This window comes from Bradyrhizobium sp. KBS0727 (assembly GCF_005937885.2).
Lineage (GTDB): Bacteria > Pseudomonadota > Alphaproteobacteria > Rhizobiales > Xanthobacteraceae > Bradyrhizobium.
The window spans coordinates 1,210,384-1,235,008 of the sequence record NZ_CP042176.1 but is presented as its reverse complement, the minus strand read 5'-3'; the positions used below and the strand labels follow the sequence as shown (position 1 = coordinate 1,235,008).

The 24,625-nt window shown below is 63.4% G+C and carries 22 protein-coding genes and 1 pseudogene; 16 read left to right on the top strand and 7 right to left on the bottom strand.

From position 1 onward, the window contains the following. Positions 1-49: 49 nt before the first annotated feature. The 6 genes from FFI89_RS05790 (at position 50) to FFI89_RS05765 (ending at position 6,063) form a co-directional block, all read left to right on the top strand. Positions 50-814, top strand: coding sequence for a 16S rRNA (uracil(1498)-N(3))-methyltransferase (locus FFI89_RS05790; RefSeq protein ID WP_138833722.1), 765 nt, complete (start codon positions 50-52; stop codon positions 812-814). A 150-nt stretch (positions 815-964) separates the two neighbouring features. Then, positions 965-2,131 (top strand): ATP phosphoribosyltransferase regulatory subunit, encoded by a 1,167-nt coding sequence (locus FFI89_RS05785; protein ID WP_138833720.1) that lies wholly within the window; start codon positions 965-967, stop codon positions 2,129-2,131. Next, the gene (gene hisG, locus FFI89_RS05780) at positions 2,128-3,102 is read left to right on the top strand and encodes an ATP phosphoribosyltransferase (RefSeq protein WP_138833718.1); all 975 of its coding nucleotides are present in this window, start codon (positions 2,128-2,130) and stop codon (positions 3,100-3,102) included. Before FFI89_RS05785 ends, hisG begins: the two co-directional genes overlap by 4 nt. Before the next feature lie 88 nt (positions 3,103-3,190). Further along, positions 3,191-4,252, top strand: coding sequence for a glycosyltransferase family 2 protein (locus tag FFI89_RS05775; RefSeq protein WP_138833716.1), 1,062 nt, complete (start codon positions 3,191-3,193; stop codon positions 4,250-4,252). Further along, a complete protein-coding gene (locus tag FFI89_RS05770) occupies positions 4,249-5,094 on the top strand; it encodes a ChbG/HpnK family deacetylase (RefSeq protein ID WP_138833714.1) in 846 nt (281 codons plus the stop codon). Before FFI89_RS05775 ends, FFI89_RS05770 begins: the two co-directional genes overlap by 4 nt. A 132-nt stretch (positions 5,095-5,226) precedes the next feature. After that, entirely contained in the window at positions 5,227-6,063 is an 837-nt protein-coding gene (locus tag FFI89_RS05765) for a DUF2076 domain-containing protein (RefSeq protein WP_138833712.1), read from the top strand. A gap of 149 nt (positions 6,064-6,212) precedes the next feature. Here FFI89_RS05765 and FFI89_RS05760 read toward each other — a convergent pair whose 3' ends face one another. Then, complete coding sequence (locus FFI89_RS05760; protein ID WP_138833710.1) at positions 6,213-7,010, bottom strand: L,D-transpeptidase; 798 nt, start codon at positions 7,008-7,010, stop codon at positions 6,213-6,215. A gap of 303 nt (positions 7,011-7,313) precedes the next feature. Between FFI89_RS05760 and FFI89_RS05755 the strand changes: the two genes are divergently transcribed. Further along, a complete protein-coding gene (locus FFI89_RS05755) occupies positions 7,314-8,096 on the top strand; it encodes a protein phosphatase CheZ (RefSeq protein ID WP_138833708.1) in 783 nt (260 codons plus the stop codon). Positions 8,097-8,321: 225 nt separating this feature from the next. Here the strand turns inward: FFI89_RS05755 and FFI89_RS05750 are convergent, their stop codons facing one another. Next, positions 8,322-8,840: a hypothetical protein gene (locus FFI89_RS05750; RefSeq protein ID WP_138833707.1), complete on the bottom strand. Its 519-nt coding sequence runs from the start codon at positions 8,838-8,840 to the stop codon at positions 8,322-8,324. A gap of 373 nt (positions 8,841-9,213) precedes the next feature. On the opposite strand from FFI89_RS05750, the gene groES reads away from it, so the two are divergent. From groES to FFI89_RS05720, 6 genes and pseudogenes are all read left to right on the top strand, one after another. Further along, complete coding sequence (gene groES, locus FFI89_RS05745; protein ID WP_138833705.1) at positions 9,214-9,510, top strand: co-chaperone GroES; 297 nt, start codon at positions 9,214-9,216, stop codon at positions 9,508-9,510. A 227-nt stretch (positions 9,511-9,737) separates the two neighbouring features. Further along, positions 9,738-11,387 carry a chaperonin GroEL gene (groL, locus tag FFI89_RS05740; RefSeq protein ID WP_138833703.1) on the top strand — a complete coding sequence of 550 codons (1,650 nt, stop codon included), beginning with the start codon at positions 9,738-9,740 and terminating at the stop codon, positions 11,385-11,387. 127 nt (positions 11,388-11,514) lie between these two features. Continuing rightward, on the top strand, positions 11,515-12,714 hold the full coding sequence (locus FFI89_RS05735; RefSeq protein ID WP_138833701.1) for a hypothetical protein: 1,200 nt from the start codon (positions 11,515-11,517) through the stop codon (positions 12,712-12,714). Between the two features lie 78 nt (positions 12,715-12,792). Then, entirely contained in the window at positions 12,793-14,895 is a 2,103-nt protein-coding gene (locus FFI89_RS05730) for a sensor histidine kinase (RefSeq protein ID WP_138833700.1), read from the top strand. A gap of 106 nt (positions 14,896-15,001) precedes the next feature. After that, positions 15,002-16,545: pseudogene (locus tag FFI89_RS05725) on the top strand (phytoene desaturase family protein). 52 nt (positions 16,546-16,597) lie between these two features. Beyond that, positions 16,598-17,281 (top strand): nitroreductase, encoded by a 684-nt coding sequence (locus FFI89_RS05720; RefSeq protein WP_138833698.1) that lies wholly within the window; start codon positions 16,598-16,600, stop codon positions 17,279-17,281. A 41-nt stretch (positions 17,282-17,322) separates the two neighbouring features. On the opposite strand, the gene FFI89_RS05715 is transcribed toward FFI89_RS05720, so the two are convergent. After that, complete coding sequence (locus FFI89_RS05715; protein WP_138833696.1) at positions 17,323-18,243, bottom strand: DMT family transporter; 921 nt, start codon at positions 18,241-18,243, stop codon at positions 17,323-17,325. 241 nt (positions 18,244-18,484) lie between these two features. On the opposite strand from FFI89_RS05715, the gene FFI89_RS05710 reads away from it, so the two are divergent. Together FFI89_RS05710 and bfr are read left to right on the top strand one after the other, a co-directional pair. Continuing rightward, positions 18,485-18,694, top strand: coding sequence for a dodecin (locus tag FFI89_RS05710; protein ID WP_138836117.1), 210 nt, complete (start codon positions 18,485-18,487; stop codon positions 18,692-18,694). Between the two features lie 54 nt (positions 18,695-18,748). Next, the gene (gene bfr, locus FFI89_RS05705; protein WP_138833694.1) at positions 18,749-19,231 is read left to right on the top strand and encodes a bacterioferritin; all 483 of its coding nucleotides are present in this window, start codon (positions 18,749-18,751) and stop codon (positions 19,229-19,231) included. 74 nt (positions 19,232-19,305) lie between these two features. Here the strand turns inward: bfr and FFI89_RS05700 are convergent, their stop codons facing one another. The 4 genes from FFI89_RS05700 to FFI89_RS05685 form a co-directional block, all read right to left on the bottom strand. Further along, a complete protein-coding gene (locus FFI89_RS05700; RefSeq protein WP_138833692.1) occupies positions 19,306-19,722 on the bottom strand; it encodes an META domain-containing protein in 417 nt (138 codons plus the stop codon). 150 nt (positions 19,723-19,872) lie between these two features. Beyond that, positions 19,873-20,208, bottom strand: a complete 336-nt coding sequence (locus FFI89_RS05695; protein ID WP_138833690.1) for a hypothetical protein — start codon at positions 20,206-20,208, stop codon at positions 19,873-19,875. 64 nt (positions 20,209-20,272) lie between these two features. Further along, complete coding sequence (locus FFI89_RS05690) at positions 20,273-20,515, bottom strand: PilZ domain-containing protein (RefSeq protein WP_138833688.1); 243 nt, start codon at positions 20,513-20,515, stop codon at positions 20,273-20,275. 293 nt (positions 20,516-20,808) lie between these two features. Then, positions 20,809-22,473, bottom strand: a complete 1,665-nt coding sequence (locus FFI89_RS05685; RefSeq protein ID WP_138833686.1) for an L-lactate permease — start codon at positions 22,471-22,473, stop codon at positions 20,809-20,811. A gap of 414 nt (positions 22,474-22,887) precedes the next feature. Between FFI89_RS05685 and FFI89_RS05680 the strand changes: the two genes are divergently transcribed. Beyond that, entirely contained in the window at positions 22,888-24,624 is a 1,737-nt protein-coding gene (locus FFI89_RS05680; RefSeq protein WP_138833684.1) for an ABC transporter ATP-binding protein/permease, read from the top strand. The last annotated feature ends 1 nt before the right edge of the window (position 24,625 follow it).

The following is a 24,625-nucleotide window of genomic DNA, read 5'->3' as shown; positions in this document are numbered from 1 at the left end:
CCTGATTCGGTCGTTTCGGTTAAAAGACGCTCCGATTGGATGATCACAAATGCCTGATTTCGATTTTAGCGCCCCGCGCCTGTTCGTCGATGCCCCTCTGAAGGTGGGGCAAACGGTCGCGCTGGAGCGGAACCAGAGCAATTACCTTGGCAATGTGCTGCGGCTTGCCGCCGGCGACACGATCCTGGTCTTCAACGGCCGTGACGGCGAATGGCAGGCGCAGATTGCCGGCCGCAAGCGACCGGACGCCCTGGTGATCGTGACGCCGACGCGGCCGCAGGACCGCCTGCCCGACATCGCCTATGTGTTCGCACCGCTCAAGCACGCCAGGCTCGACTACATGGTCCAGAAGGCGGTCGAAATGGGGGCCTCGACCCTGCAGCCAGTGCTGACCCGCCACACCCAGGTCTCCCGGGTCAACGGCGAGCGGATGCGCGCCAATGTGATCGAGGCGGCCGAGCAATGCGGCATCCTGAGCCTCGCCGAAGTGGCCGAGCCGGTGCCGCTCGACCGCTATCTCGGCCAGCGCCGACCTTCACGCCTGCTGGTGTTCTGCGACGAGGCCGCCGTATCAGCCAATCCGGTGCAGGCGCTGCAACAGGCGGCGGCGGCCGACGGCATCGATATTTTGATTGGGCCCGAGGGCGGCTTTGCCGCGGAAGAGCGCACGCTGCTGCTGCGGCAGCCCAACATCCTGCGGCTGTCGCTGGGGCCCCGGATCCTGCGCGCGGATACTGCCGGGGTCGCCGCCTTGGCGCTGGTGCAGACGGCGCTGGGCGACTGGGCCGGGCCGGGATCGCCGGGTCCGGCCTGACCCGTTACGGCACCTTAAGCGCCCCATTAAGTGACTTGCCCAATCCCTGTCGAAACCCCGCGCGGGCCATGCTAAGGCCTCCGCCGAGAGCCCTAGAATCTGCCCTTTCACCCCGTGAAACCCGGATTTTCCGGATATTTGGACGTTGAGATGACCGTAACCGCCGCCGCCCGAGGGGCTGCCGGGTCCGCCGCCTGGGCGGACGCGCTGCTATTGTCGTTTGCGCAAGCCGGCTACGTCCAGGCTGAGCCCGCAATCTTGCAGCCGGCCGAGCCGTTTCTCGACCTTTCCGGCGAGGACATCCGCAAGAGCCTTTACCTGACCACCGATGCCAGCGGCGAGGAACTCTGCCTGCGGCCCGACCTGACCATTCCGGTGGCGCGCGACTATCTCGCCTCCGGCCGCGCCGGCCAGCCGGCCGGTTTCAGCTATCTCGGGCCGGTGTTCCGCTATCGCGGCGGCCAGCCGAGCGAATTCCTGCAGGCCGGCATCGAATCCTTCGGACGGCAGGACCGCGCGGCCGCCGACGCCGAAATGCTGGCGCTGGCGCTGGAAGCCACCGCCGCGTTCGGATTGAAGGATGTCGAAGTCCGCACCGGCGATGTCGCCTTGTTCACCGCGCTGATCGATGCGCTCAACCTTTACCCGGTCTGGCGGCGACGGCTGATCAAGGATTTCAACCGCAAGCTCAGCCTGACCCAGGACATCGAGCGGCTGACGCTCGCGACAGCACTTGGCCGCAACGAATATGAGGGCGTACTCGCAGCACTTGCCGGCTCCGACCGCAAGGCGGCACTGGCGCTGGTGACCGACCTGATGTCGATCGCCGGCACCACCAATGTCGGCGGCCGCTCGGTTGCCGAAATCGCCGACCGCTTCCTCGAACAGTCGACGCTGAAGGGCGGCGCCTTGCCGCGCGATGCGCTCGGCATCATCAAGCGCTTCCTCGCCATCGCAGGCGATCCGGATCAATCGGTAGCGCAACTGCGCGCGCTGGCTGATGATGCCAAGCTCGATCTGACGGCAGCGATCGATCAGCTCGAAAGCCGCGTCGGCTTCATGGCCGCCCGCGGCATCGACACGTCGATGACCCGCTTCTCGACTTCGTTCGGACGCGGCCTCGACTACTACACCGGCTTCGAATTCGAATTGCACGCTAAAGGCAGCGACGTCGAGCCGCTGGTGGCCGGCGGGCGCTATGACGGGCTGATGACCCAGCTCGGCGCCGCGACACCCATTCCCGCGGTCGGATTTTCGGTCTGGATCGAGGCCCTGACGCAACTCGGCAAACCTCTCGCGCAAGGAAGCGTCGCATGACCGCGCCGTTCGTTCTGGCCGTGCCCTCCAAGGGCCGCCTGCAGGAAAACGCCGAAGCCTTCTTCGCCCGCGCAGGACTTGTCCTCGCCAAGCCCGGCGGCGCGCGCGATTACCGCGGCACCATCACGGGCCTCGACAATGTCGAGATCGCCTACCTTTCGGCCAGCGAGATCGCCTCGCAGCTGGCGCGCGGCATGGTGCATCTCGGCGTCACCGGCGAAGACCTGTTGCGCGAGAGCATTGCCGATGCCGACCAGCGCGTGCTGCTGATCGACGGCCTCGGTTTCGGCAGCGCCAATGTCGTGGTCGCGGTGCCGCAGGCCTGGATCGACGTCCGCACCATGGCCGACCTTGACGATGTTACGACCGGCTTTCGCGCCCAGCATAACCGGCGGATGCGGGTCGCGACCAAGTACATCAACCTGACCCGCAACTTCTTCGCCGCCCATGGCGTGGTCGATTACCGCATCATCGAGAGCGCCGGCGCCACCGAAGGCGCGCCGGCGGTCGGCACCGCCGAGATGATCGTCGATATCACCACCACCGGCGCGACGCTTGCCGCCAACGGGCTCAAGGTGCTCGACGACGGCGTGATCCTGCGCAGCCAGGCCAACCTGGTCGCCTCCAGGGACGCCGACTGGTCGAGCGCGGCCAGGGAGACCGCGCGGGTGATCCTGGATCACATCGCCGCCCGCGCCCGCGCCAGCAAATATCGCGAAGTGCGGACCCGTTTCGCCGGCTGCAACGATGCACTGCTGGCCGAAGCCCATAACCGCTTCGGCGTCGTCGCCCCGTTCGGCGGCCCGACCTCGTCCGGCATGCTGACGCTGCACTGCCCGCCGATGCAGATCTACGCGCTCGGCAGTTTCCTGCGCGGGCACGGCGCCGACACGGTTTCGGTGGCCTCGCTCGATTACGTGCTCGACCGCGAAAACCCGCTGTTCGCCCGGCTCGAGGCGTTCTTGCGGTGACAGGGACGTACGGCCGGTTCCTGCGCCCGTAGCGACAAGGCGCGGCGATTGCCATATGTTGGCGATGAGCAAGCTTGGAACTGACACGATGATGCTGGGTACCGACGTCTCTGGATTGTCCACCACCGCGGCCAATGCCGCGGCGCAGGGGCTGTCGATCGTCGTGCCCGTCTATAACGAGGCCGCCGGCCTTGCTGCGCTGCACGAGCGGCTGATTGGGCTCGCGAAGACGCTTCACGCGCGTTACGAGCTCGGCTGCGAAGTGGTCTATGTCGACGACGGCAGCGCCGATGCGACGCTGTCGATCGCGCGCACCCTCAAGGCCGAGGCGCTCGACGTCCAGGTGGTGTCGCTATCGCGCAATTTCGGCAAGGAAGCCGCCTTGATGGCCGGACTGGACCATGCCCGCCGCGGCGCGGTGTTGTTCATGGACGGCGACGGCCAGCATCCGCCTGATCTGGTCGAAAAGCTCGTCGCGCACTGGATCGATGACGGCTACGACGTGGTCTATACCGCGAAGGCGCATCGCGACAATGAATCGTTCCTGCGCCGCCAGGCGGTGCACAGCTTCTACGCGCTGATCAACTGGGGCGCGCGGCAGAAGATCCCCGAGGACGCCGGCGACTTCCGTCTGCTGTCGCCGCGCGCCGCCCGGGCGCTGAAGCAGCTTCCCGAGCGCAACCGTTTCTTTAAAGGTCTCGCCAGCTGGATCGGCTTCCGCCAGGTCCGCGTCGACTACGAACCGGCGCCGCGCGCGCATGGCGTCACCACCTTCAGCCCGGGCCGGCTGATCGGCCTATCGATCGAAGGCCTGACCTCGTTCTCGGTGGCGCCACTCCGCTTCGCCAGCCTGTTCGGCGTGCTGCTCGCCGCCGGCGCCTTCATGTTCGGTCTTTCCATTCTCTGGGAAGTCTGGACGACCGGCAAGCAGGTGCCCGGCTATCCCTCGCTGGTGATCGGCCTGATGACGATCGGCGGCGTGCAGCTGATCATGATCGGCATCGTCGGCGAATATATCGGCAAGATCCTGTCGGAACTGAAAGCGCGGCCGATCTACTTCGTCGCCGAGCATTCCGAGAAGCACGCCTCGAGCGAAACGGCCGCCAACACCACTGAGCAGACCACCACCACGCGGACCGCCGCCGAATGAACGACGCCGCGCCGCCGCGCCGGATCTGGCTGTGCGCCGACGATTACGGCCTCGCCGAGGGCGTCAACCGCGCCATTCGCGAACTCATCGGCCGCGGCCGTCTCAATGCGACATCGGTGATGGTGGTGGGCCCCGCCATCGGCCGCGACGAGGTCAAGGCCTTGCAGGAAGTCGCCGCGAAAAGCCCGCGCTGCGCGATCGGCCTGCACGCGACGCTGACGGCGCCGTTCCGCCCGCTGACGATGCATTTCCGCCCCACCGATGGCGGCATGTTCCCAGCCTTTCCGAAACTGTTGCGCGCCGGCCTGTTGCGGCGGCTCGATGTCGAGATGATCTATGGTGAGCTGATGGTGCAACTCGCCACCTTCAAGGATCTGTTCGGCCGTGCGCCGGATTTCGTTGACGGCCATCAGCATGCGCAATTGTTTCCGCAAGCGCGCGACGCCTTTCTGCGTGCGGTGAAGGAAGCCGCCCCCGGCGCCTGGGTACGCCAGGGCGGACGCCTTCAACCGCTGGCGAAACGGCTCGGCGCGCCGAAGGCACTGGTGCTCGACGTCCTGAGTTCGCAGTTCCGCAAGCGGGCGACGCGCGCCGGACTGGCGTTCAACCCGGCCTTTGCCGGCGCCTATGATTTCTCGACAGAGCCTGATTTCGGCGCGCTGATGCGGCAGTTCCTCGACGGCTTGCCGGAAGACGGCCTGGTGATGTGTCATCCCGGTTTTGTCGACGAGACGCTTGCCAGCCTCGATCCGCTGACCACCCAGCGCGAAGCCGAACACGCCTTTCTCGCCGGCGACCGGTTCCCGCCGCTGCTTGCCGCGAATAATGTAACACTGGCCTGAAAAGGTTCACGAAAACCAGCCGGTCGAGATGTCGCATACCAAAATTTAATTCGCCCCGGCACTACTTGCGACGCAAACTCCCGCCTACATCTTCCCCGCGCTCGATACCCATTCGACGCGAGGGAGAAGGCCATGACACCGCAAGAACGCCAACTGATTGACGATCTTTTCGACCGGCTCGCCAAGCTCGAGACCGCGCCGCGCGATCCCGAGGCCATGTCCGCGATCATGCAGGGCCTGCGCATCGCACCCAATGCGATCTATGCGCTGGTGCAGACCACTCTCGTGCAGGACGAGGCGCTGAAGCGCGCCCATGACCGCATCCAGGAACTGGAGGCCGCGCAAACCGGCCAGCCGAACCAATCCGGCGGTTTCCTCGATTCGATGCGCGACGCGATCTTCGGGCAGAGCCAGCCGCAAGGTTCGGGCTCGGTGCCGCACGTCCGCGCACCCGACATCGGCGGCGGCCGTCCGGTCTGGAACAGCGGCCAGGTGATGCAGCAGAGCCAGGCGCCGGGACAACAGTATGGACAGCAATACGGTCAGCCGGCCTACGGCCAGCCCTATGGCGCCCAGCAGCCGGCGGTCGGTGGTGGCGGCTCGTTTCTCGGAACCGCAGCGGCGGCCGCGGCCGGCGTGGTCGGCGGATCGCTGCTGCTCGGCAGCATTCGCTCGATGATGGGCGGCGGCGGTCACCAGCAGTCGTTCGCCGATTCATCCGGCCTTGGCGGCGGCGGCAACCAGAAGCCGTGGGGCGATCAATCGAGCAGCGATCTGGCGCGTGACGCCGGGATCAACGACATCAATTCTTCTTCGGGTTCATCCTCGGGCCAGCGCGCCGACGACAATTACGGTTCGCGCGCCGGACTGTTCGACCAGGCGTCGAACGACGACACGGATCACGACTCCGACGGCTTCGATGACGACGGCGGAGACGGCGGCGACGACGGCGACAGCGATTTCGCCTGAGCAACCGCAGACCTGACACGAGAAACGGCCGCCCGATCGGGCGGCCGTTTTGATTCCAGGTGAATTCTTTTTTTGACGCGCTTTCTTGACGCGAACCGGATCCACCCCCGGATCAAGTCCGGGGGCATGCTTCGCTCGAAAACGCTATGTTAGATCACGACGACCCTGGCGCCGACGCCGACGCGGCCGTAGAGATCGATCACGTCCTCGTTGCGCATCCGGATGCAGCCGGAGGACACGTTGGTGCCGATGGTCCAGGGCTCGTTGGAGCCGTGGATGCGATACAGCGACGATCCCAGATACATCGCGCGCGCACCCAGCGGATTTTGCGGGCCGCCTTCCATGTGCCGCGGCAGATCGGGGCGCCGCGCCAGCATTTCCGGCGGCGGCGTCCAGGCCGGCCATTCCTTCTTGGCGGAGATCGTCTTGACGCCCGACCAGGTGAAGCCGGGACGGCCGACGCCGATGCCGTAGCGCATCGCCTTGCCGTCGCCCTGCACCAGGAACAGAAACTTGTTCGGCGTGTCGACGACGATGGTGCCGGCGCTTTCCTTGCCGTGATACTCGACCATCTGCTTTTCGTATTTCGGATCGAACGGCCGCTGCGCGGGTTCGGCCGCCTCTTCCTGCTGACGGATCATCGACTGCTGCGGATCCATCGGCGGCAGCAGCGAACGCCGGCCATATCCGCTATCCGGCTGCTGTTGATACATCGGCTGCTGCTGGTAACGGCCGCCCTGCGGCGCATCGCCGAACAGGAATTCGATGAAGCCGCCGCCCATCTGGCTGCGATCGGCGGAGGCGGTGCGCACCGGCGCCGGCTGCGCGGGCTCGCGGGCATAAATGACGGAGGGTCCAGCAAATGGCGAAGCGTCAATTGCTGCGGCCTGGTCGGCGAAGCAAAGGCAAGACACACTCGCGAGGAGCGCAAGGGAGATTTTTGACATCGACGTACTCGTTACTGTTTCGTCACTGTTACTGCGGGGCAGCGCCTGCACGGCGCCGTTGCACGCAATCAATACAAACGAAAACCTAATCGGTTTGGTAAACGCAGACGGCGTTTCGATTCACCACGTCGTCGACCAGGCGCTGATTTGTCCGGTAGCGTTTATTTTGGGTGAACGCGGACCCTTCATGGTTAATCGGTGGTTTGCGCGTTCGCAAAGCGCGCCGCGGCATGTTCCCGCGTGAACCTGACGTTAAATCGCCTCGGTCTAAAACACCGGAAGTGAAGGGGTGGGAAAAAACTCATGTCGGTTAGTCGCAAACGTTTTCGTATCGAACAAGCCATTATGGGCGACGCGCCCGTGTCCGTGGTCGCCGAAGGCGGCGACATCGGCCCGATGCATCGCGAGATCATGTCCGAGCTGCGCTCGATCCGCGCCCAGATGGCCGCCGGCGGCGGTCACCACCGCGCGGCAGTGACCGAAACCGCGGAAGCCAGCGTCGCGCGCGAAGTCGCGGAGGCGCATACGCTTCTGGAAACCTATCGCGCCCAGATCGAACAGTGCGAAAAGCTCAAGGTCGAGCTCGACCTCATTCACGACGCCATCAACCGCACCAAGCGCGAAATCGCCGTGCTGCACGGCAAGAGTCACGACGGCGCGGAAATGGCCAAGGTCAATGGCGAACTCGGCGCCGTCGTCGGCGGCACCGAACAAGCCACCCAGCAGATTCTCGAAGCCACCGAGGCGATCGACCAGGCCGCCAGCGCGCTGTCGAAGAACATCTCGCCGGACCAGCAGAAGTTGCTCGCCGAGGATATCCAGGAACGCGTGATCTCGATCTTCGAGGCCTGCAATTTCCAGGATCTCACCGGCCAGCGCATCAACAAGGTGATGACGACGATGAAGTTCATCGAAAATCACATCAACGCGATGATGGACATCTGGGGTGGCGTCGACGCGATCAAGGCCCACGCCACGCCGATCGTCGATACCCGCGAAGGCGACGCCAAGCTACTCAACGGCCCGAAGCTCGACGGCGACGTCGGCCACGCCTCGCAGGACGACATCGACGCCCTGTTCGATTGAGATTTTGCTCCCGCCGCCTGGCGACACAAGGCGACGGCATCCGCAACGAAAAACGCCGGCAGCGATGCCGGCGTTTTTTTTGTTTCTTATTTGGCTCCGTCATTCCGGGATGGTGCGCTAGCACCAGACCCGGAATCTCGATATTCTCAGATGCGCACTCGCGCATCGTAGTTCGATGCTTCGCATCGCCCCGGAATGACGGCCTATCGTAAATGAAATCTCAGCTCACGCCCGCGGGGCGCAGCGCACATAGACCATGTTGCCGTAACGGACTGCGGCGTCCTTGTCGACGAAGCGCGTGACCAGCACCCGGCCGTCGAACGACACGATCTCGCGGTCCTGTTCGCCGGGGGTGGGTCCGGGCGGGCCGATATAGTTCTTGCCGCTCGGGCTGCCCTTGAGGCGCAGCTCCTGCGGCGTCGCCTGGTCGGCCAGATGCATGACCACACCGCCGGACTGCCCGGCGCTGATCACGTAAGGCTGCTTGCACTGTCCCCTCGCCGCGGCTTCGGTCCTGGCGCGGTCCGCCGGATTCTGGAACGAGGCGAGGCCCCAGCGGCCGACGATCTCGTCGGCGCGGATCGAGGCCGGCATTTCGGGGGCTACCCCGGGCTCGACCGGCTCGGGCGATGAACTCGACGACAGCGACGGCAGGCTCATGCTGCCGCACCCCGCGAGGAAAACCGTCAGCGCCGAAGCGATCGCCAGATTGGCAACCGTACGCGCATTATCTGAGCTGATCATTGCATTCCCCCGACCAATTCCTTAGCCGCCCATCCCGCAGCCAACCGCAAAACGCCTGCCGGAGCAATGACGCCCATTTAGTTACGCCACCGTTCCGATTTGGTTTCTCAACGAGCATCCTATATTGGCCTCACCAAGGCCTTAACCTTTTTTAGGCCTTGGCCTTCCCTTTGGCTCCCCTTGGGCACGCTTGCTTGACAGGAACCACGCCAAGTCATATTCCCCGGGCCTCAATTAGCACTCAAATGCAACGATTGCTAAGGGGACCTGCCGTCCCGCCCGGGATGGGTTCGAACAGCCGGCATTCCCAGCCATTTTCGATGGCAACCAGACCTGAAACCGAGCCTCCCATAGGAATTAAAGAGGAAACCTCATGTCCAAATCCAAATTCCGCCCGCTGCATGACCGCGTCGTGGTCAAGCGTATCGATGCCGAAGCGAAGACCAAGGGCGGCATCATCATTCCCGACAGCGCCAAGGAAAAGCCCTCGCAGGGCGAAGTCACCGCGGTCGGCCCCGGCGGTCGCGACGAGGCCGGCAAGCTGATCCCGATCGACCTCAAGATCGGCGACCGCGTGCTGTTCGGCAAATGGTCGGGCACCGAAGTCAAGCTCGATGGCGACGAACTCCTGATCATGAAGGAGTCGGACATCATGGGCGTGCTGAGCTAATTGCATTCAATAGCCGCCGCGCACGGCTCGTCGCTTCTTCCCTTCTCCCCTTGTGGGAGAAGGTGGCGCGCAAAGCGCGCCGGATGAGGGGTCTCTATCCGCGGAGACAGACCCCTCACCCGTCTCGAATGAGCTGACGCTCATTCGATCCACCCTCTCCCACAAGGGGAGAGGGGAAGAGACGCCCGGCAGGCAACCGTATCCAATTCATTCAAGGAGCAATTCAAATGGCTGCCAAAGACGTTAAATTTTCCGGAGACGCCCGTGATCGCATGCTGCGCGGCGTCGATATCCTCGCCAACGCGGTCAAGGTGACGCTCGGCCCGAAGGGCCGCAACGTCGTGATCGACAAGAGCTTCGGTGCGCCGCGCATCACCAAGGACGGCGTCACCGTCGCCAAGGAAATCGAGCTCGAAGACAAGTTCGAGAACATGGGCGCGCAGATGCTGCGCGAAGTCGCCTCCAAGACTAACGACACTGCCGGCGACGGCACCACGACGGCAACCGTGCTGGCGCAGGCGATCGTGCGCGAGGGCGCCAAGTCGGTCGCGGCCGGCATGAACCCGATGGACCTCAAGCGCGGCATCGACATCGCGGTGGCGGCCGTGACCAAGGACATCGAGAAGCGCGCCAAGCCGGTCGCCGCCTCCTCCGAGGTCGCCCAGGTGGGCACCATCTCGGCCAATGGCGACGCCGCCATCGGCAAGATGATCGCGCAGGCGATGCAGAAGGTCGGCAATGAAGGCGTCATCACGGTCGAGGAAAACAAGTCGCTCGATACCGAAGTCGACATCGTCGAGGGCATGAAGTTCGACCGCGGCTATCTCTCGCCCTACTTCGTCACCAATGCCGAGAAGATGACCGCCGAGCTCGAGGACGTCTACGTACTGCTGCACGAGAAGAAGCTCTCCGGCCTGCAGGCGATGCTGCCGGTGCTGGAAGCCGTGGTGCAGTCCGGCCGTCCGCTGTTGATCATCGCCGAGGACGTCGAAGGCGAGGCGCTGGCGACGCTCGTGGTCAACCGCCTGCGGGGCGGCCTCAAGGTTGCCGCCGTCAAGGCGCCCGGCTTCGGTGATCGCCGCAAGGCGATGCTGGAAGACATCGCGATCCTGACCGGCGGTCAGTTGATCTCCGAAGAGCTCGGCATGAAGCTCGAAAGCGTCACCGTCGACATGCTCGGCCGCGCCGGCAAGGTGGTGATCGACAAGGAGAACACCACGATCGTCAAGGGCGCCGGCAAGAAGAAGGACATCGAGGCCCGCGTCCAGCAGATCAAGGCGCAGATCGAGGAAACTACCTCGGACTACGACCGCGAGAAGCTGCAGGAGCGCCTGGCCAAGCTCGCCGGCGGCGTCGCGATCATTCGCGTCGGCGGCGCGACCGAGATCGAGGTCAAGGAAAAGAAGGATCGCGTCGAGGACGCCCTCAACGCGACCCGCGCGGCCGTCCAGGAAGGCATCGTGCCGGGCGGCGGCGTGGCGCTGCTGCGCGCCAAGAAGGCGGTCGGCCGTATCCAGAACGATAACTCCGACGTCCAGGCCGGTATCAATATCGTGCTGAAGGCGCTGGAAGCCCCGATCCGGCAGATCTCCGAGAATGCCGGCGTCGAAGGCTCGATCGTGGTTGGCAAGATCCTCGAGAACAAGTCCGAGACCTTCGGCTTCGACGCGCAGACCGAGACCTATGTCGACATGGTCGAGAAAGGCATCATCGACCCGGCCAAGGTGGTGCGCACCGCCCTGCAGGACGCCGCCTCGGTGGCCGGCCTCTTGGTGACGACCGAAGCCATGGTCGCCGAACTGCCGAGGGAGCCGGCTCCGGCGATGCCCGGCGGCGGTGGCGGTGGCATGGGTGGAATGGGCGGCATGGGCTTCTAAGCCCGCTGAACCCTTCCTGCCGTTCATCAGATCGAAGGCCGCCTCCGGGCGGCCTTCTTTTTTGGCCATTGGTTGAGGGGTTTGCTACTTACGAGCCTACCGATTCTGTGGTTTCAGGGAATTTCAAATGCGCGCGCTCTTGCTTTGCCTGCTCGGTCTGGTGACGGCCTCCCCGGATCTCGCTTTCGCCCAGATGAAACTCCCCACCAAGACCGCGCCGGGCTCCAGCGAGGTCCGGTATTTCACGTCGATCGACGGGCTGATGGACGGCAACGCCGATGTCGTGCTGAAGGAGACCCGCCAGGGCAAGACCGTCACCGCGGCCGTGCTCGACGTCTGCTATCCCGCCGCGAAGGGTTCCGATCGCAAGGACCGCTTCGTCGCCAACCTCACCGTCAACGGCCAGAACCTGACCGGCACGACGCAAACCACCGGCGACAAGCTGCCGGTGACGGTCAAGCTGCTGCGCAAGCCGAGCGGCGACAATTTCGAATTTCGTGGCCAGATCACCATCGGCACCAACATGACCGAAGTGACCTCGACGGATAATTCGGATCTCAGCGAGAGGGAATTTCTCGACAATCAGACCAACGACGACGGCATCACGCCGCAGCCCAAGGATTTTACCGAGGTCTCGCCGGAATCGGTCGGCGTGCGGGTCAAGCTGGACGCGGCGCTCGATTTCCTCAAGGGCCTCCGGGGCGAAGGCGTCGAGATCGGACTGGGCAGCCTTGCGATCACCTGCGACGCGATGCGGGCCGGCGAGCAGACCATCAACCTCACGGTCGATCCCGAGCGCGCGAGCGCCCTGATCGCCAAGACCAAATCGGCGCCGGGCGTGACCGCCGTGGGCTGGACCAGCGGCGCCGTCGAGATGGACCGCACGATCCGGTTTGCCGCCGCCGAATGGCGCGATGGCGACAAGATCAACAAGGACAAGATCGCGTCGGCGATATCGGGTGTGCTGAGCAAGACGTTGTCGGCCAAGGCGGCCAGCGCCGACTGGAACGCCACTACCGGAAAACTGAAGCTGACCCTGAAACGCCCGAGCCAAACCTATCCCGCGCTCGGCCTGACTGAGAGTCTCGAACTCACCGCCCTGGTTTCGTCGGACAAACCGGGCGCTTCCGACCGGCTGATGCTGTGGATTTCGAGCCCTGTCATCACCACGACGGATGAAAGCACGGGTCCCAAGCTGAACCTGTCGGAAGAAGCCGCCGGCGACGAGGAAGGCGGCGAGCCCAAGGACGACAACGGTTCGGTCGTGGCGCTGGCCAAGGAGTTCAAGGGGCAGCGCTGGGACGCCGACAAGTCGGTCTGGAAGTAGACGCTCTCCCACCGCCATTCCGGCCCTTCCAGAACGATACCGTAACCCGATAAGATACCCTTCTGACCTGGGGTGGAAATGGCGCGGCTTTCAACGACGGGCGGCAAGGCGAGCAAGGCGAAAGCCCGCAAAGCGAAGCCCCGTAAGGCAAGTCCGGCAAAGGGCCGCGACACCTCAAAGGCCGGCCAAGCCAAGGCCGCCAAGACCAGGCGCCGCATTGCTCGGTCTTCCATCCCGTCCAAGCGTCGTTCTGCCTCCGATCTGACCAAAGAGCTGAACGAAGCCCGCGAGCAGCAGGCCGCGACCTCCGATATCCTTCGCGTTATCAGTCAGTCTCCGACCGACACGCAGCCGGTATTCGAAGCTATCGTTTTTACTGCCGTGCGGCTGCTACGCTGCGACATGTCGTTGGTGATGCTTTGCGACCCGCCCGCCTACTGGGTTGCGGCAGCGGCCACGCCGGAGGGCCTGTTTGAGGAACTTGCGCTCATAAAGCAACCGATCGATCCCAGTGCCAACTTTCCCTCGCGTACCATCGTCGCGAAGCAGACGCTTTATCTGCCGGACTGGTCGCTCATCGACCTGCCCGAACACGAGCGCCGTATCCATGAGACAATCGGCGTAAACTCGGCACTGTATTTGCCGCTGTTGCGGGAGGGCGAATGCGTCGGCCTGCTCACGCTGGCTGGAAAGCAGGCAAATATCTTCGGTGAGAGCGAGATCGCGCTTGCCGAATCTTTCCGCGATCAGGCCCTGATCGCAATCGAGAATACGCGGCTGTTCAACGAGGTGCAGGCGCGCACCCGCGACCTCAGCGAATCCCTGCAACAGCAGACCGCGACCGCCGACGTGCTCAAGGTGATCAGCCGCTCGACATTCGATCTGCAAACCGTTCTGGAAACGCTGATCAGGTCAGCGGTCGAGTTGAGCGGCGCCAACCGAGGTTCGATTTTCCTGCGTGAGGGCGATGTGTTTCCGCTCAAGGCGGCTTCCCATACCACGCCTGAATTTCTGCAATATTGGGCGGCTAATCCGCCGCGGGCGGGCCGCGGCTCGGCAACCCAGCGCGTCATCGCATCGGGGAAGGTCGAGATCATTCCCGACGTTCTCGAAGACCCGGAAATGGAAATGCCTCCCGGCGCGCTGGCCAGGATCCGCGCGACGCTGGGCGTACCGATGCTGAGGGACAACAAGGTCGAGGGCGTGCTGGTACTGACGCGGCCTGAACCCGGTCAGTTCAGCAAGAGCCAGATCGATCTGGTCCAGACCTTTGCCGACCAGGCCGTGATCGCGGTCGAGAACGTGCGATTGTTCGACGAAACCCAGGCGCGCAGCAAGGAACTCGCAGCATCGCTCGAAGAGCTTCGCACGGCCCAGGATCGCCTGGTGCAGACCGAGAAGCTGGCCTCGCTCGGCCAACTCACCGCCGGGATCGCCCACGAGATCAAGAACCCGCTCAATTTCGTCAATAACTTTTCGGCGTTGTCGGCCGAACTGATCGACGAACTCGGCGAGACGCTGGCGCACGCCCCGCTCGATCAGAAGATGCGCGTGGAAGTCGATGAATTGACGGCGATGCTGAAGTCCAATCTCGAAAAGGTGGTGCAGCATGGCAAGCGCGCCGACTCGATCGTCAAGAACATGTTGCTGCATTCGCGCGAGGGTTCCGGCGAACATCGCACCACCGACATCAACGCCCTGGTCGAGGAGAGCCTCAACCTCGCCTATCACGGCGCGCGGGCCGAGAAGCCGGCCTTCAATATCACGCTGATACGCGACCTCGCCCCCGATGCCGGCGCGGCCGAGTTGTACCCGCAGGAGATTACCCGGGCGCTGCTCAACTTGATCACCAACGGCTTCTATGCGGCCACCCGGCGCAAGTCCGAGACCGCAGACGCGAACTTTGAACCCGCCTTGCGCGCGACTACCAAGAACCTCGGCAAGTCAGTGGAGATCCGCATCCGCGACAACGGAACCGGCATCCTGCCTGACGTCAGGGAGAAGATGTTCAACCCGTTCTTCACCACCAAGCCGGCCGGCGAAGGCACCGGGCTCGGGCTTTCCATGAGCCATGACATCATCGTCAAGCAGCATGGCGGCCGGATCGACGTCGAGACCGAGCCGGGGGGATTTACCGAGTTCATCCTTACGCTGCCGCGCCATGCGGCAACGCCGGCCTGAGCCGCCCGCGCACAAAGCCCATGCAATCCCCGCATTTGACATGCAGCGCCCGAGCGGCAATGAACGGTCGCGACAAGCATATGAATTCCCAAGGATTTCAGCTCGAATGGCGCGCTATGATGTAGTGGTTGTCGGGGCCGGCCTGGGCGGGCTGACCGCCGGTGCGATCCTGGCGCGGGCGGGCCGCAAGGTGCTCGTGATCGAACGCAGCAATTCGGTCGGCGGCGCGGCGTCGAGCTACAAATCCGGCGAGTTGTTTGTCGAGGGATCGCTGCACGAAACCAGCAACCCGCAGCATCCCCGCGACCCCAAGCACGACGTGCTGACGCGCGCGGGCGTGATCGACAAGGTGACCTGGGTTCCCTCAGGCGCATTCTATCAGGCGCGTGGCGGTCCGCTTGCCCAGCCGTTCCTGATGCCCGACAATTTCGAGGCGGCGCGGCAGGCTCTCGCCGAGCGCTTTCCGGAGGCGCGCAAAGGCATCGAGCAGTTGCTCGGCGAGATGGAACGGATCGTCGCTGCGGCGGCGACGGTCTCGCAAGGCAAGGATGCGCCGGAAGATCCGAGCGAGACTTTGCTCAAGCTGATTCCGGATACCGGCGACTGGCCGCTGTCACTGTCGCAGAAGCTCGACCGGGTGTTCGGCGACCACGAAGCCGTCAAATGCGCGCTCGCCGCCAACCTGTCCTATTTCCATGACGACCCCACCACGCTGTGGTGGATCTATTTCGCTTTGGCGCAGGGCAGCTACCTGCAGGGCGGCGGCCGTTATGTGCAGGGCGGCTCGCAGCGGCTGTCGAGCGCGCTGGCCCGCGCCATCAAGCTTGCCGGCGGCGACGTGCTGGTGCGGCGCGTCGTCAGCGGCATCGCGCTGGATGAGGATGCGAAGGCCGTCACCCACACCGCCAAGGACGGCAGCGATCCCAAAACCGTCGAATGCCTGCGGATCGTCGGCAATGCCGCGCCTGCCGCGCTCGGGCCATTGATGCCGGCGGATGCCGCGGAGAGACTGACGCGGAGCCAGCCACCGCAGGGTCCCTCGATGTCGCTGTTCGCGCTCACGCTCGGCCTCAACCGGCCGCCACGCGAATTCGGCGTCACCGCCTATTCCACGCAACTGCTGCCGCCCTGGATGAAACGGCTCGCCGACTACGCCCAAGGCGCCGCGCTGATGGCCGAAGAGCCCGGCGAACGCATGCCGCCGATGTCGGTCGTCGACTATGCGGCGATCGATTCCGGCGTGCCGGCGCCGCCTTATGTGCTGTCGGTTCTCGGCCCCGACTGCTATCGAATTGGGACAGTTCCGACATGGACGCCTATCGCGAGAAGCGCGGCCGCTGGCAGGAAGCGATCGTTCGCTATCTCTCCTCGCACTATCCCGGGCTCGGCGACGCCGTGGTGGCGTCCTCGTTCAACAGCGCGCTGTCGGTCCGGCAATATCTCAACGCGCCCGATGGCGCCGTCTACGGCTTTGCGCCGACCCCGCCGGCCTCGATCCGGCAGAACCCGTTCCGCTCGCCGCGCACGGCGATTCCGGGATTTTATCTGGCCTCCGCCTATGCAGGGTTCGGCGGCTACACCGGGGTGATCCAGTCGGCCGGCGTTTGCGCCGATATGATCCTGCGCGAGGGTAAGGAACGCTGGACATGACCAAAACCGTGAGGGAGAACGCAGACCTCATGTCAATTCGGGAAATGCAAAGATGAAGTTTGATGACGTCATTCTCGGCCGGCGAAGCATTCGCGGTTACAAGCCCGATCCTGTCCCGCAGGAATTGATCAAGGAAATCCTGGCGCTGGCGATGCGCGCGCCATCGTCGATGAATACCCAACCCTGGAATTTCTATATCATCACCGGCGCACCGCTGGATCGCATCCGCCAGGGCAACACCCAGCGGAATCTGGCAGGAGTGCCGCACTCGCGCGAGTTTCGAATTGGCCAGCCATTCGAGGGGGTGCACCGCGAACGCCAGATCGGCGTTGCCAAGCAGTTGTTCAGCGCGATGGGAATCGCGCGCGATGACAAGGAGCGGCGGCAAGACTGGGTCATGCGCGGCTTTCGCCAGTTCGACGCGCCCGTGTGCGTGATCATCACATATGATCGCGCGCTCGCGTCCAGTGACGATACGGCCTTCGACTGTGGTGCCGCGGCTACCGCGCTTGTCAACGCGGCCTGGGCGCGGGGGCTTGGTGCCGTGATCAACAGCCAGGGGATCATGCAATCCCCCGTGGTGCGCGAGCATGCCGGGATCGCGGACGATCAGGTGATCATGAAAAGTATCGCCTTGGGCTGGCCGGATCACAGTTTTCCTGCCAATGCCGTAGTATCCGAGCGCAAATCGGTCGAAGAAGCGACGACCTTCGTGGGATTCGAGGGTGGAGCTTAGAAGCAGTCCGAACAGGATGACCGCCAGGTTCACGACAAGGCCTATCTTTGCCGCTGCGCCAGGTAGAACCCGAACAAGACGGTCGCCAATCCCGCCATCTGCAGCGCGGTCGGCGGTTCACCGAGCAGCAGCCAACTGAACAGCAGGGTCAGTGCGGGCACTGTCGCCGGGAAAATCGAGGCACGGGCGGCGCCAAGATGCTGGATCGAGGCGGTGAACAGATACATCGCCGCTGGCCCGGACAGGATGCCTTGCGCCACCGCCTGCAATGCATTCTCGTGAAGACCGAGCGCCGCGATGCGACCCAATCCGCCCGATATCGCATAGGCCGGGAACAGCAACAGCGACAACACGCTGATGACGACGGCGACCGACACCGCCGAGACGCGCCAGTAGCGCACCAGCGTGCCGAAGCCCGCGAACATCATGCCTGTCAGCACGAAGATCAAATCGCCGCGGACGCCGTCGAGCCCGATATGCGCGATCGACTCGCTGCCGATCACCCCTAGGCCGGCAACAATGACGAGCGCGCCGACAATTCGCGAAGGTGCGATGCGCTCGTGAAGCAGGAATGCCGCGAACAACAAGCCGCCAAGCGTCGCACATGACGGCTGGATCACGCTGCCGTGCCCCAGCGGCACGAACAGGAAGCCGGCATAACTGATGAGCGACATCACCGGTCCGCCCAGCACCATCAGCGCCATACCACGGCCCCAGCCGATGCCGCAGAGATCGCGCAGACCGGCGCGAAGAACGAACGGCAGGAATACAAGACCCGACCACAGGAAACGATGCATCAGCAGGTCGACGGGCGTGAAGCCCGCCTTCAGGCCGTGCCGTGTCGCCACGAAGCCGAGCGCCCAGAACAGCGCCGCGCCGATACCGCACGCGACCCCAAGCAGGCCCGGCGTGGTATCCGATTTTTGGACGGAAGTTTTTGCGCCGCTTGTCGGTTCGTTCATCGCGGACGCTTAAGTCAGTTCAATCCGCGGTTCAACCCATGGGAATGCAGGCCTGGGAATGCAGGCCCGGGGATGCAGGCCTGGGGACCCAAGACTGGGGACCCAAGGCTGGGGAGCGCAAGGGCGGCGCTGGACTTGGCGCGCGATCGGATTAAGACTCCGGGTAGAAGGAGACAGGTCCAGATTCCAGATTGCCCCAGTGACATCACAACGGAGGTTCGTCATGCCGGTTGCTGCTGAAATGAAGGGTCACGTCTACAAGATCCTGGAGCTTGTGGGATCTTCCGAAAAAGGCATCGAAGACGCCATTCAGAATGCCTTGACTCGCGCATCGAAGACCATTCGCGACATGAAATGGTTCGAAGTCGTGCAAACGAGAGGCCATATCGAAAATGGCTCTGTTGGCCACTACCAGGTCACCCTACGGGTTGGATTTACACTAGAGGAGTAAATCTCGGCAGAACACCCATGGTCGATTTTGAAGCGCTGCGATAGGGAGTGATCCATGAAAGGTGATCCCAAAGTTATCGACTACCTGAACAAGGCGCTGCGCCACGAACTCACCGCGGTGAACCAGTACTGGCTGCACTATCGCCTGCTGGACAATTGGGGCTACAAGGTGCTTGCAAAGCAATGGCGCAAGGAGTCCATCGAGGAAATGCAGCATGCCGACAAGCTGATCGAGCGGATCATCTTCCTCGATGGCAACCCCAACATGCAGACCCTCGAATCCCTCCTTATTGGCAAGACGGTGAAGGAGGTGCTTGATCGCGATCTAAAGGCGGAAATGGAAGCGCAGGCGCTTTACCGGGAAGCGGCAACCCACTGCCACGGTGTGAAAGACTATGTGACGCGCGACCTGTTCGAGCAGCTGACGCACGACGAGGAGCATCACATCGATTTTCTTGAAACCCAAATCGACCTCGTCGCCCGGCTCGGCCTTGAGCTCTACGCCCAACATCATATTGGCAAGCTCGACCAGAGCTGACGGCGATTGCATCGCAATCACCGGAGCGACCAGAGCGGATGTGGCCTGGGCCTCCCGGATTTGGGGATTCAGGCCTAATTCGTATTGATGCGAAACCGCAGCGTCTTTGCGCCGACGAACGAGACGAAATCGCCCTGTCGTTTCCAGGTCGCCGCGTCCGTCAGCGCCGCGATCAGTTCGTCATCCGCCTGCGCCAGATCCGGCGCACAGTTGCGGTTCTCCATCGCGCCGGCGACGAAAATCACGGTGTTGCCCGCCACCGAAAACTGGCCCTTGCCGCCCTTGCACCAGAGCTCGAGCACGACTTCGCCGGCGTCGCCGATCTCGATATTCGGGATCCGCTTGGACCCGGCCTGACGCCCGACATCGAGCGTCATTTCGGTGCCGAACGGAAAGCCGTCATCGGCCTGGGCGAGACTGAAATTCGGGGCGGCCATCAGCAACAGCGTTGCGACGCCAGCCTGCTTCAATAGACGCGCGAATGAATGCATAAAGCCTCTCGAAATACCGAAGCACCCGACACTGCGCGCCGTTCTATTGAACAACGATGTAGTTGGCTAGGGTATACTCAAAACTCCTGATCATGCGAGAGGGCGTGGCCCCGCAATCGACAATCGGCGGCGAGATGCAAATAAAAGCCGTCAGTTCTTGCGCAACGTGATTTTCTGCGCGGTCGCTGCCGACTGTTCAGAATCCGCACTGGTCAGGCCCTCGATCCATTCCACGAGGCGGATGACCTCGGGATAGAACGTAAAATCCTGCTCCCCGATTGCCACTCCAAGATGGGTCCGGCCTTTTTCATCGCGCATCGTTCGTCTCAAGCGCCGCACAAAAAGCAGCAATTGCTCGTTGGACGGCATTTGCTTCGTCGACTCGCGGCCCGCTCGTCTGTCGATACCGGATCGCCGCTCCCCAATCGACTGTTTCTCGATCGCCACGCGCGTGTCTGTTCCGGATCGTCTTTCGTATGTCGTCATTGTTCAGCCTCCCGACGTGAAGGATTTGGTTTGTCTCATCAAACGGCGGCTTTCCAACCGCGGCCTAGTCGAACGCGACACCGATCCGAAACTCCCTGCGCCAGACCACATGACATGGCAGCTTCAAGCCATCCTCCGGCATGATCAAGTTGAACGCCGGTGGGACGATCCCGGTCAATTCGGAAATTTCCAGCGCCGCGCCAGTGACCGATATGTCTCGGATCGTGCAAGGCGTTTTGATGCCGCCATATTCAATTTTGGCAGGCTTCATGACACGGTGGCGGGGTGCAGTTCGGGTTTCGACCATCCGCGCAATTCCCTACCGAAATCAGCATCGCCAAAGGCCCGCGGCCAAAAAATGAGCCCGAGCTGTCGCAATATGGATGAAGCTGCTTCGGTGCAGCTGCCGTCTAAAAAATATAGATCAACTACGCGATAATACTGTCCTGGAAATTAACGGACGTTTAACGCCTGTCGCGCTTTGGGAAAGGTTCTCACTGCGAACGCCTGCCTGACCACCGGCTGGTAAAAATACCGCGCCTAACAAAAATCCCCGCGGCACCGCCGCGGGGATCGTTGGCCATCGCCGAGATGGCGGCCCTATTTCAGGACCATCAGCGTGAACGGATATACATAGGCCTGCAGCGTCACGAACAGGCCGACGAGGCAGGCCAGCACGATCGAGTGCAGGAACACGTAACGCAGGATCGAGCCTTCGTGGCCGTACCAGTTGGTCGCGGTCGAGGCGACGACGATCGACTGCGCGTCGATCATCTTGCCCATGACGCCGCCCGACGAGTTGGCGGCGCTCATCAGGATTGGCGACAGGCCGAGCTGTTCGGAGGTGATCTTCTGCAGGTTGCCGAACAACACGTTGGAGGCCGTGTCCGATCCGGTCAGCGCGACGCCCAGCCAGCCGAGCAGCGTGCCGAAGAACGGATAGAGCACCCCGGTCGCCGCGAAGGCGAGACCGAGCGTGGCGTCGACGCCGGAGAGCCGCGTCAGCGTGCCGATCGCGAGCATCGCCGAGATCGTGATCAGCGAGATCGCGCACAACTTGATGGTGCGGCCGTATTCACCGATCAGCCTCGCGGGCCCGACGCCCATCAGCAAACCGGAGATGATCGCGGCGATCAGCATGCCGGTTCCGGTAAAGGACAGATAGGTGAAGCCGAACACCGCGCCTTGCGGCGTCGGCTTGGCGGCCACCGGCGGCACCGAGTTGATCAGGTTGTGCAGCTCGGGAACCGGATAGTTCCAGATGAAGATCGCATTGGCCCAGTTCTTGAACCAGCCACTGCCCCAGATCAGCATCACGACGCAGACGATGATCCACGGCAGCAATGCGTTCCACAATTCGCGCTGGGTCAGCGGCGTCTTGTCGAGCGGCTTCGGCGTCGTCATGGTCGCGGCCGACTCGTCGGTGCCGCGCAAGGCCGGCGACAGCCAGAGCTGCCTCGGCTGCCAGACTTTCAGGAACAGGATCAGGCAGCCCATCGAAATCAGCGAGGCGCCGATGTCGACGATCCAGGGATTGATGTAGTTCGAGATCACGAATTGCGGGACGGCAAAGGATACGCCGGTGACCAGAATGGCCGGCCAGACGTCCTTCATGCCCCGCCAGCCGGCGAACGCGCACACCACCCAGAACGGCACGATCAGCGAGAACAGCGGCAACTGCCGGCCGACCATGGCGCCGAGGATATAGGGGTCGAGACCGGTGACCTGGGCGAGGCCCGCGATCGGCGTGCCGAGCGCGCCGTAGGCGACGGGCGCGGTATTGGCGATCAGCGACAGGCCGGACGCGGCGAGTGGCGAGAAGCCGAGGCCGAGCAGGATCGAGCCCGTGATCGCGACCGGGGTGCCGAAGCCCGAAGCACCTTCGAAGAACGCGCCGAACGAAAACGCGATCAGCAGGAGCTGCAGCCGCCGGTCCTCGGTGACGCCGCCGACCGCGCGCTTCAACAGTTCGAAGCGGCCGGTCGAGACCGTGACCTGATAGAGGAAGATGACGTTCAGCACGATCCAGCCGATCGGAAAGAACCCGGACACCACGCCGAGCAGCGAGGCCCGGATCGACATGCCCGCGGGCATGGTGAAGATCGCAATCGCGATGATGTTGGCGACAACCAGCGCGATGATGGCCGCGATATGCGCCTTGACCTTGCCGCTCGCGATCAGCACCAGCAGCAAGACCACCGGAATTGCGGCGGCGACGGTCGACAACGCGGCGTTGCCGAGCGGATTGTAGATTTGATTCCACATAAGCGGATCCTCCCCCACGCTATTATGCGACGCGCCCGCCTGCGTGAACGGTCAGGCGCGTCTCAGAGCCTTATCGGTTCTGATTGCATCAGGACCGGGCTCTGCTCTTTGTTTTGACGCGTTTTCTTGGCGCGAACCGGTGACCACTTCGCTCGAAAACGCTACGACGTGATCGCGGGAGTCCCCTGGGAAATGGTGCAAGATCGCCTGCGAATTGGGCACCGCCAAAATCGCTCACAAGCTCGCGAAGTAAGAGGGCCCCCCGCCCCTCGCCATTGCGGGCATGCTAGGGTTGACTCGAACACCGGGACAAGATGACGCTGCACATGAAACCTACGACTTTAGTCTAGCTTCACCGCTGATTATCCCGATTTTTCAGGCCTTTGAAGGTCACCCTCCGGAGACGGTAAATCTGTGAACAACATCCGCTCGACGCTCGCGTCCGTGTGGCGCATCGCCACTCCCTACTTCCGTTCCGAGGACAAATGGGCCGGCCGCGGCCTGCTCGCCGCGGTGATCTCGATCGAACTGGCGCTGGTCGCGATCGACGTGCTCCTGAACCAGTGGAGCAACCGCTTCTTCAACGCGCTTCAGGAGTACAACTCGGACGTCTTCGTCCGGGAGATCGGCGTGTTTTGTTTGCTGGCGGCCTGCTTCATCGCGCTGGCCGTCTACCAGCTCTACCTTAATCAGTGGCTGCAGATCCGCTGGCGGCGATGGCTGACCAGGCATTATCTCGGCGAATGGCTGCACAGCGCCAATCATTATCGCATGCAGCTGCAGGGCGACACCGCCGATAACCCGGACCAGCGCATCGCCGATGACGTCAAGCTGTTCGTCGAGCGGACGCTGGACATCGGCCTGAACCTCCTGAACTCGGTGGTGACGTTATTCTCCTTTGTCCTCATCCTGTGGGGCCTGTCGGCGGCAGCACCGCTGCATCTGTTCGGCAAGGACTTCGACATCCCCGGCTATATGGTGTGGGGCGCGCTGATCTACGCGATCTTCGGAACGGCGCTGACCCAGTGGATCGGTTCGCCGCTGGTCCAGCTCGACTTCCAGCAGCAGCGCTACGAGGCCGACTTCCGCTTCAACCTGGTGCGCGCGCGCGAAAATTCCGAGCAGATCGCGCTGTTGAAAGGCGAGAGCGCGGAGCGCCAGCAGCTTTGGCATCGCTTCAACAACGTGGTGGAAAACTGGTACGGCATCATGAGCCGGACCAAACGGCTGACCGCGTTCACCGCGAGCTATTCGCAGGCCGCGGTGATCTTTCCCTACATCCTGGTGGCACCGGCCTACTTCGCCAAGAAAATCCAGCTCGGCGGCATGACGCAGACAGCTTCCGCTTTCGGCAGTGTGCAAAAGTCGCTGTCGGTCTTCGTCACCATCTATCGGTCGCTGGCGGACTGGCGCGCCATTGTCGCCCGTCTCGACGGATTCGAAACGTCGATCGCCCGCGCGGCCGCGTTTGCGGACGGCACCACCGCGATCGCCGTGGATTCGTCGGGCGGCGGCAAGGCGATCGACCTGCGCGGGCTCGAGGTGCAGCTACCCAACGGCTCGCCGATGGTCTCGGCCAACGGCCTCAGCCTTCGGAGCGGCGAGCGCACGCTGCTGACCGGCCCATCGGGCTCCGGCAAATCGACGCTGTTCCGCGCCATCGCCGGCATCTGGCCGTTCGGCACCGGTTCGGTCGCCATACCCGGAGATGCCTCGGTGATGATGCTGCCGCAGCGGCCGTATTTCCCGATCGGAACGCTGCACGGGGCGATCGCCTATCCTGGTGAAATCGAACGGTTCAGTGCCGATCAGCTCACGGACGCACTTGTGCTGGTGGGGTTGCCGAATCTCGCCGCGCGGCTTGAAGAGGAAGGGCACTGGAACCGGATGCTCTCGCTCGGCGAACAGCAACGCCTCGGATTGGCGCGTGCGCTGTTGCATGCGCCGGACTATCTGTTTCTCGATGAAGCAACCGCTTCGCTCGACGAGCCCTCGGAAGCGGCGTTGTACAAGCTGCTGGCGGAGAAACTGCCTCAGACCACCATCGTCTCGATCGGCCACCGCTCGACGCTGGACGCCTTCCATCAACGCAATATCAGCATGGTTCGCGACGGCGATCGCTTCGCGTTGCGGGACGGTAAGCCGGCCTGAT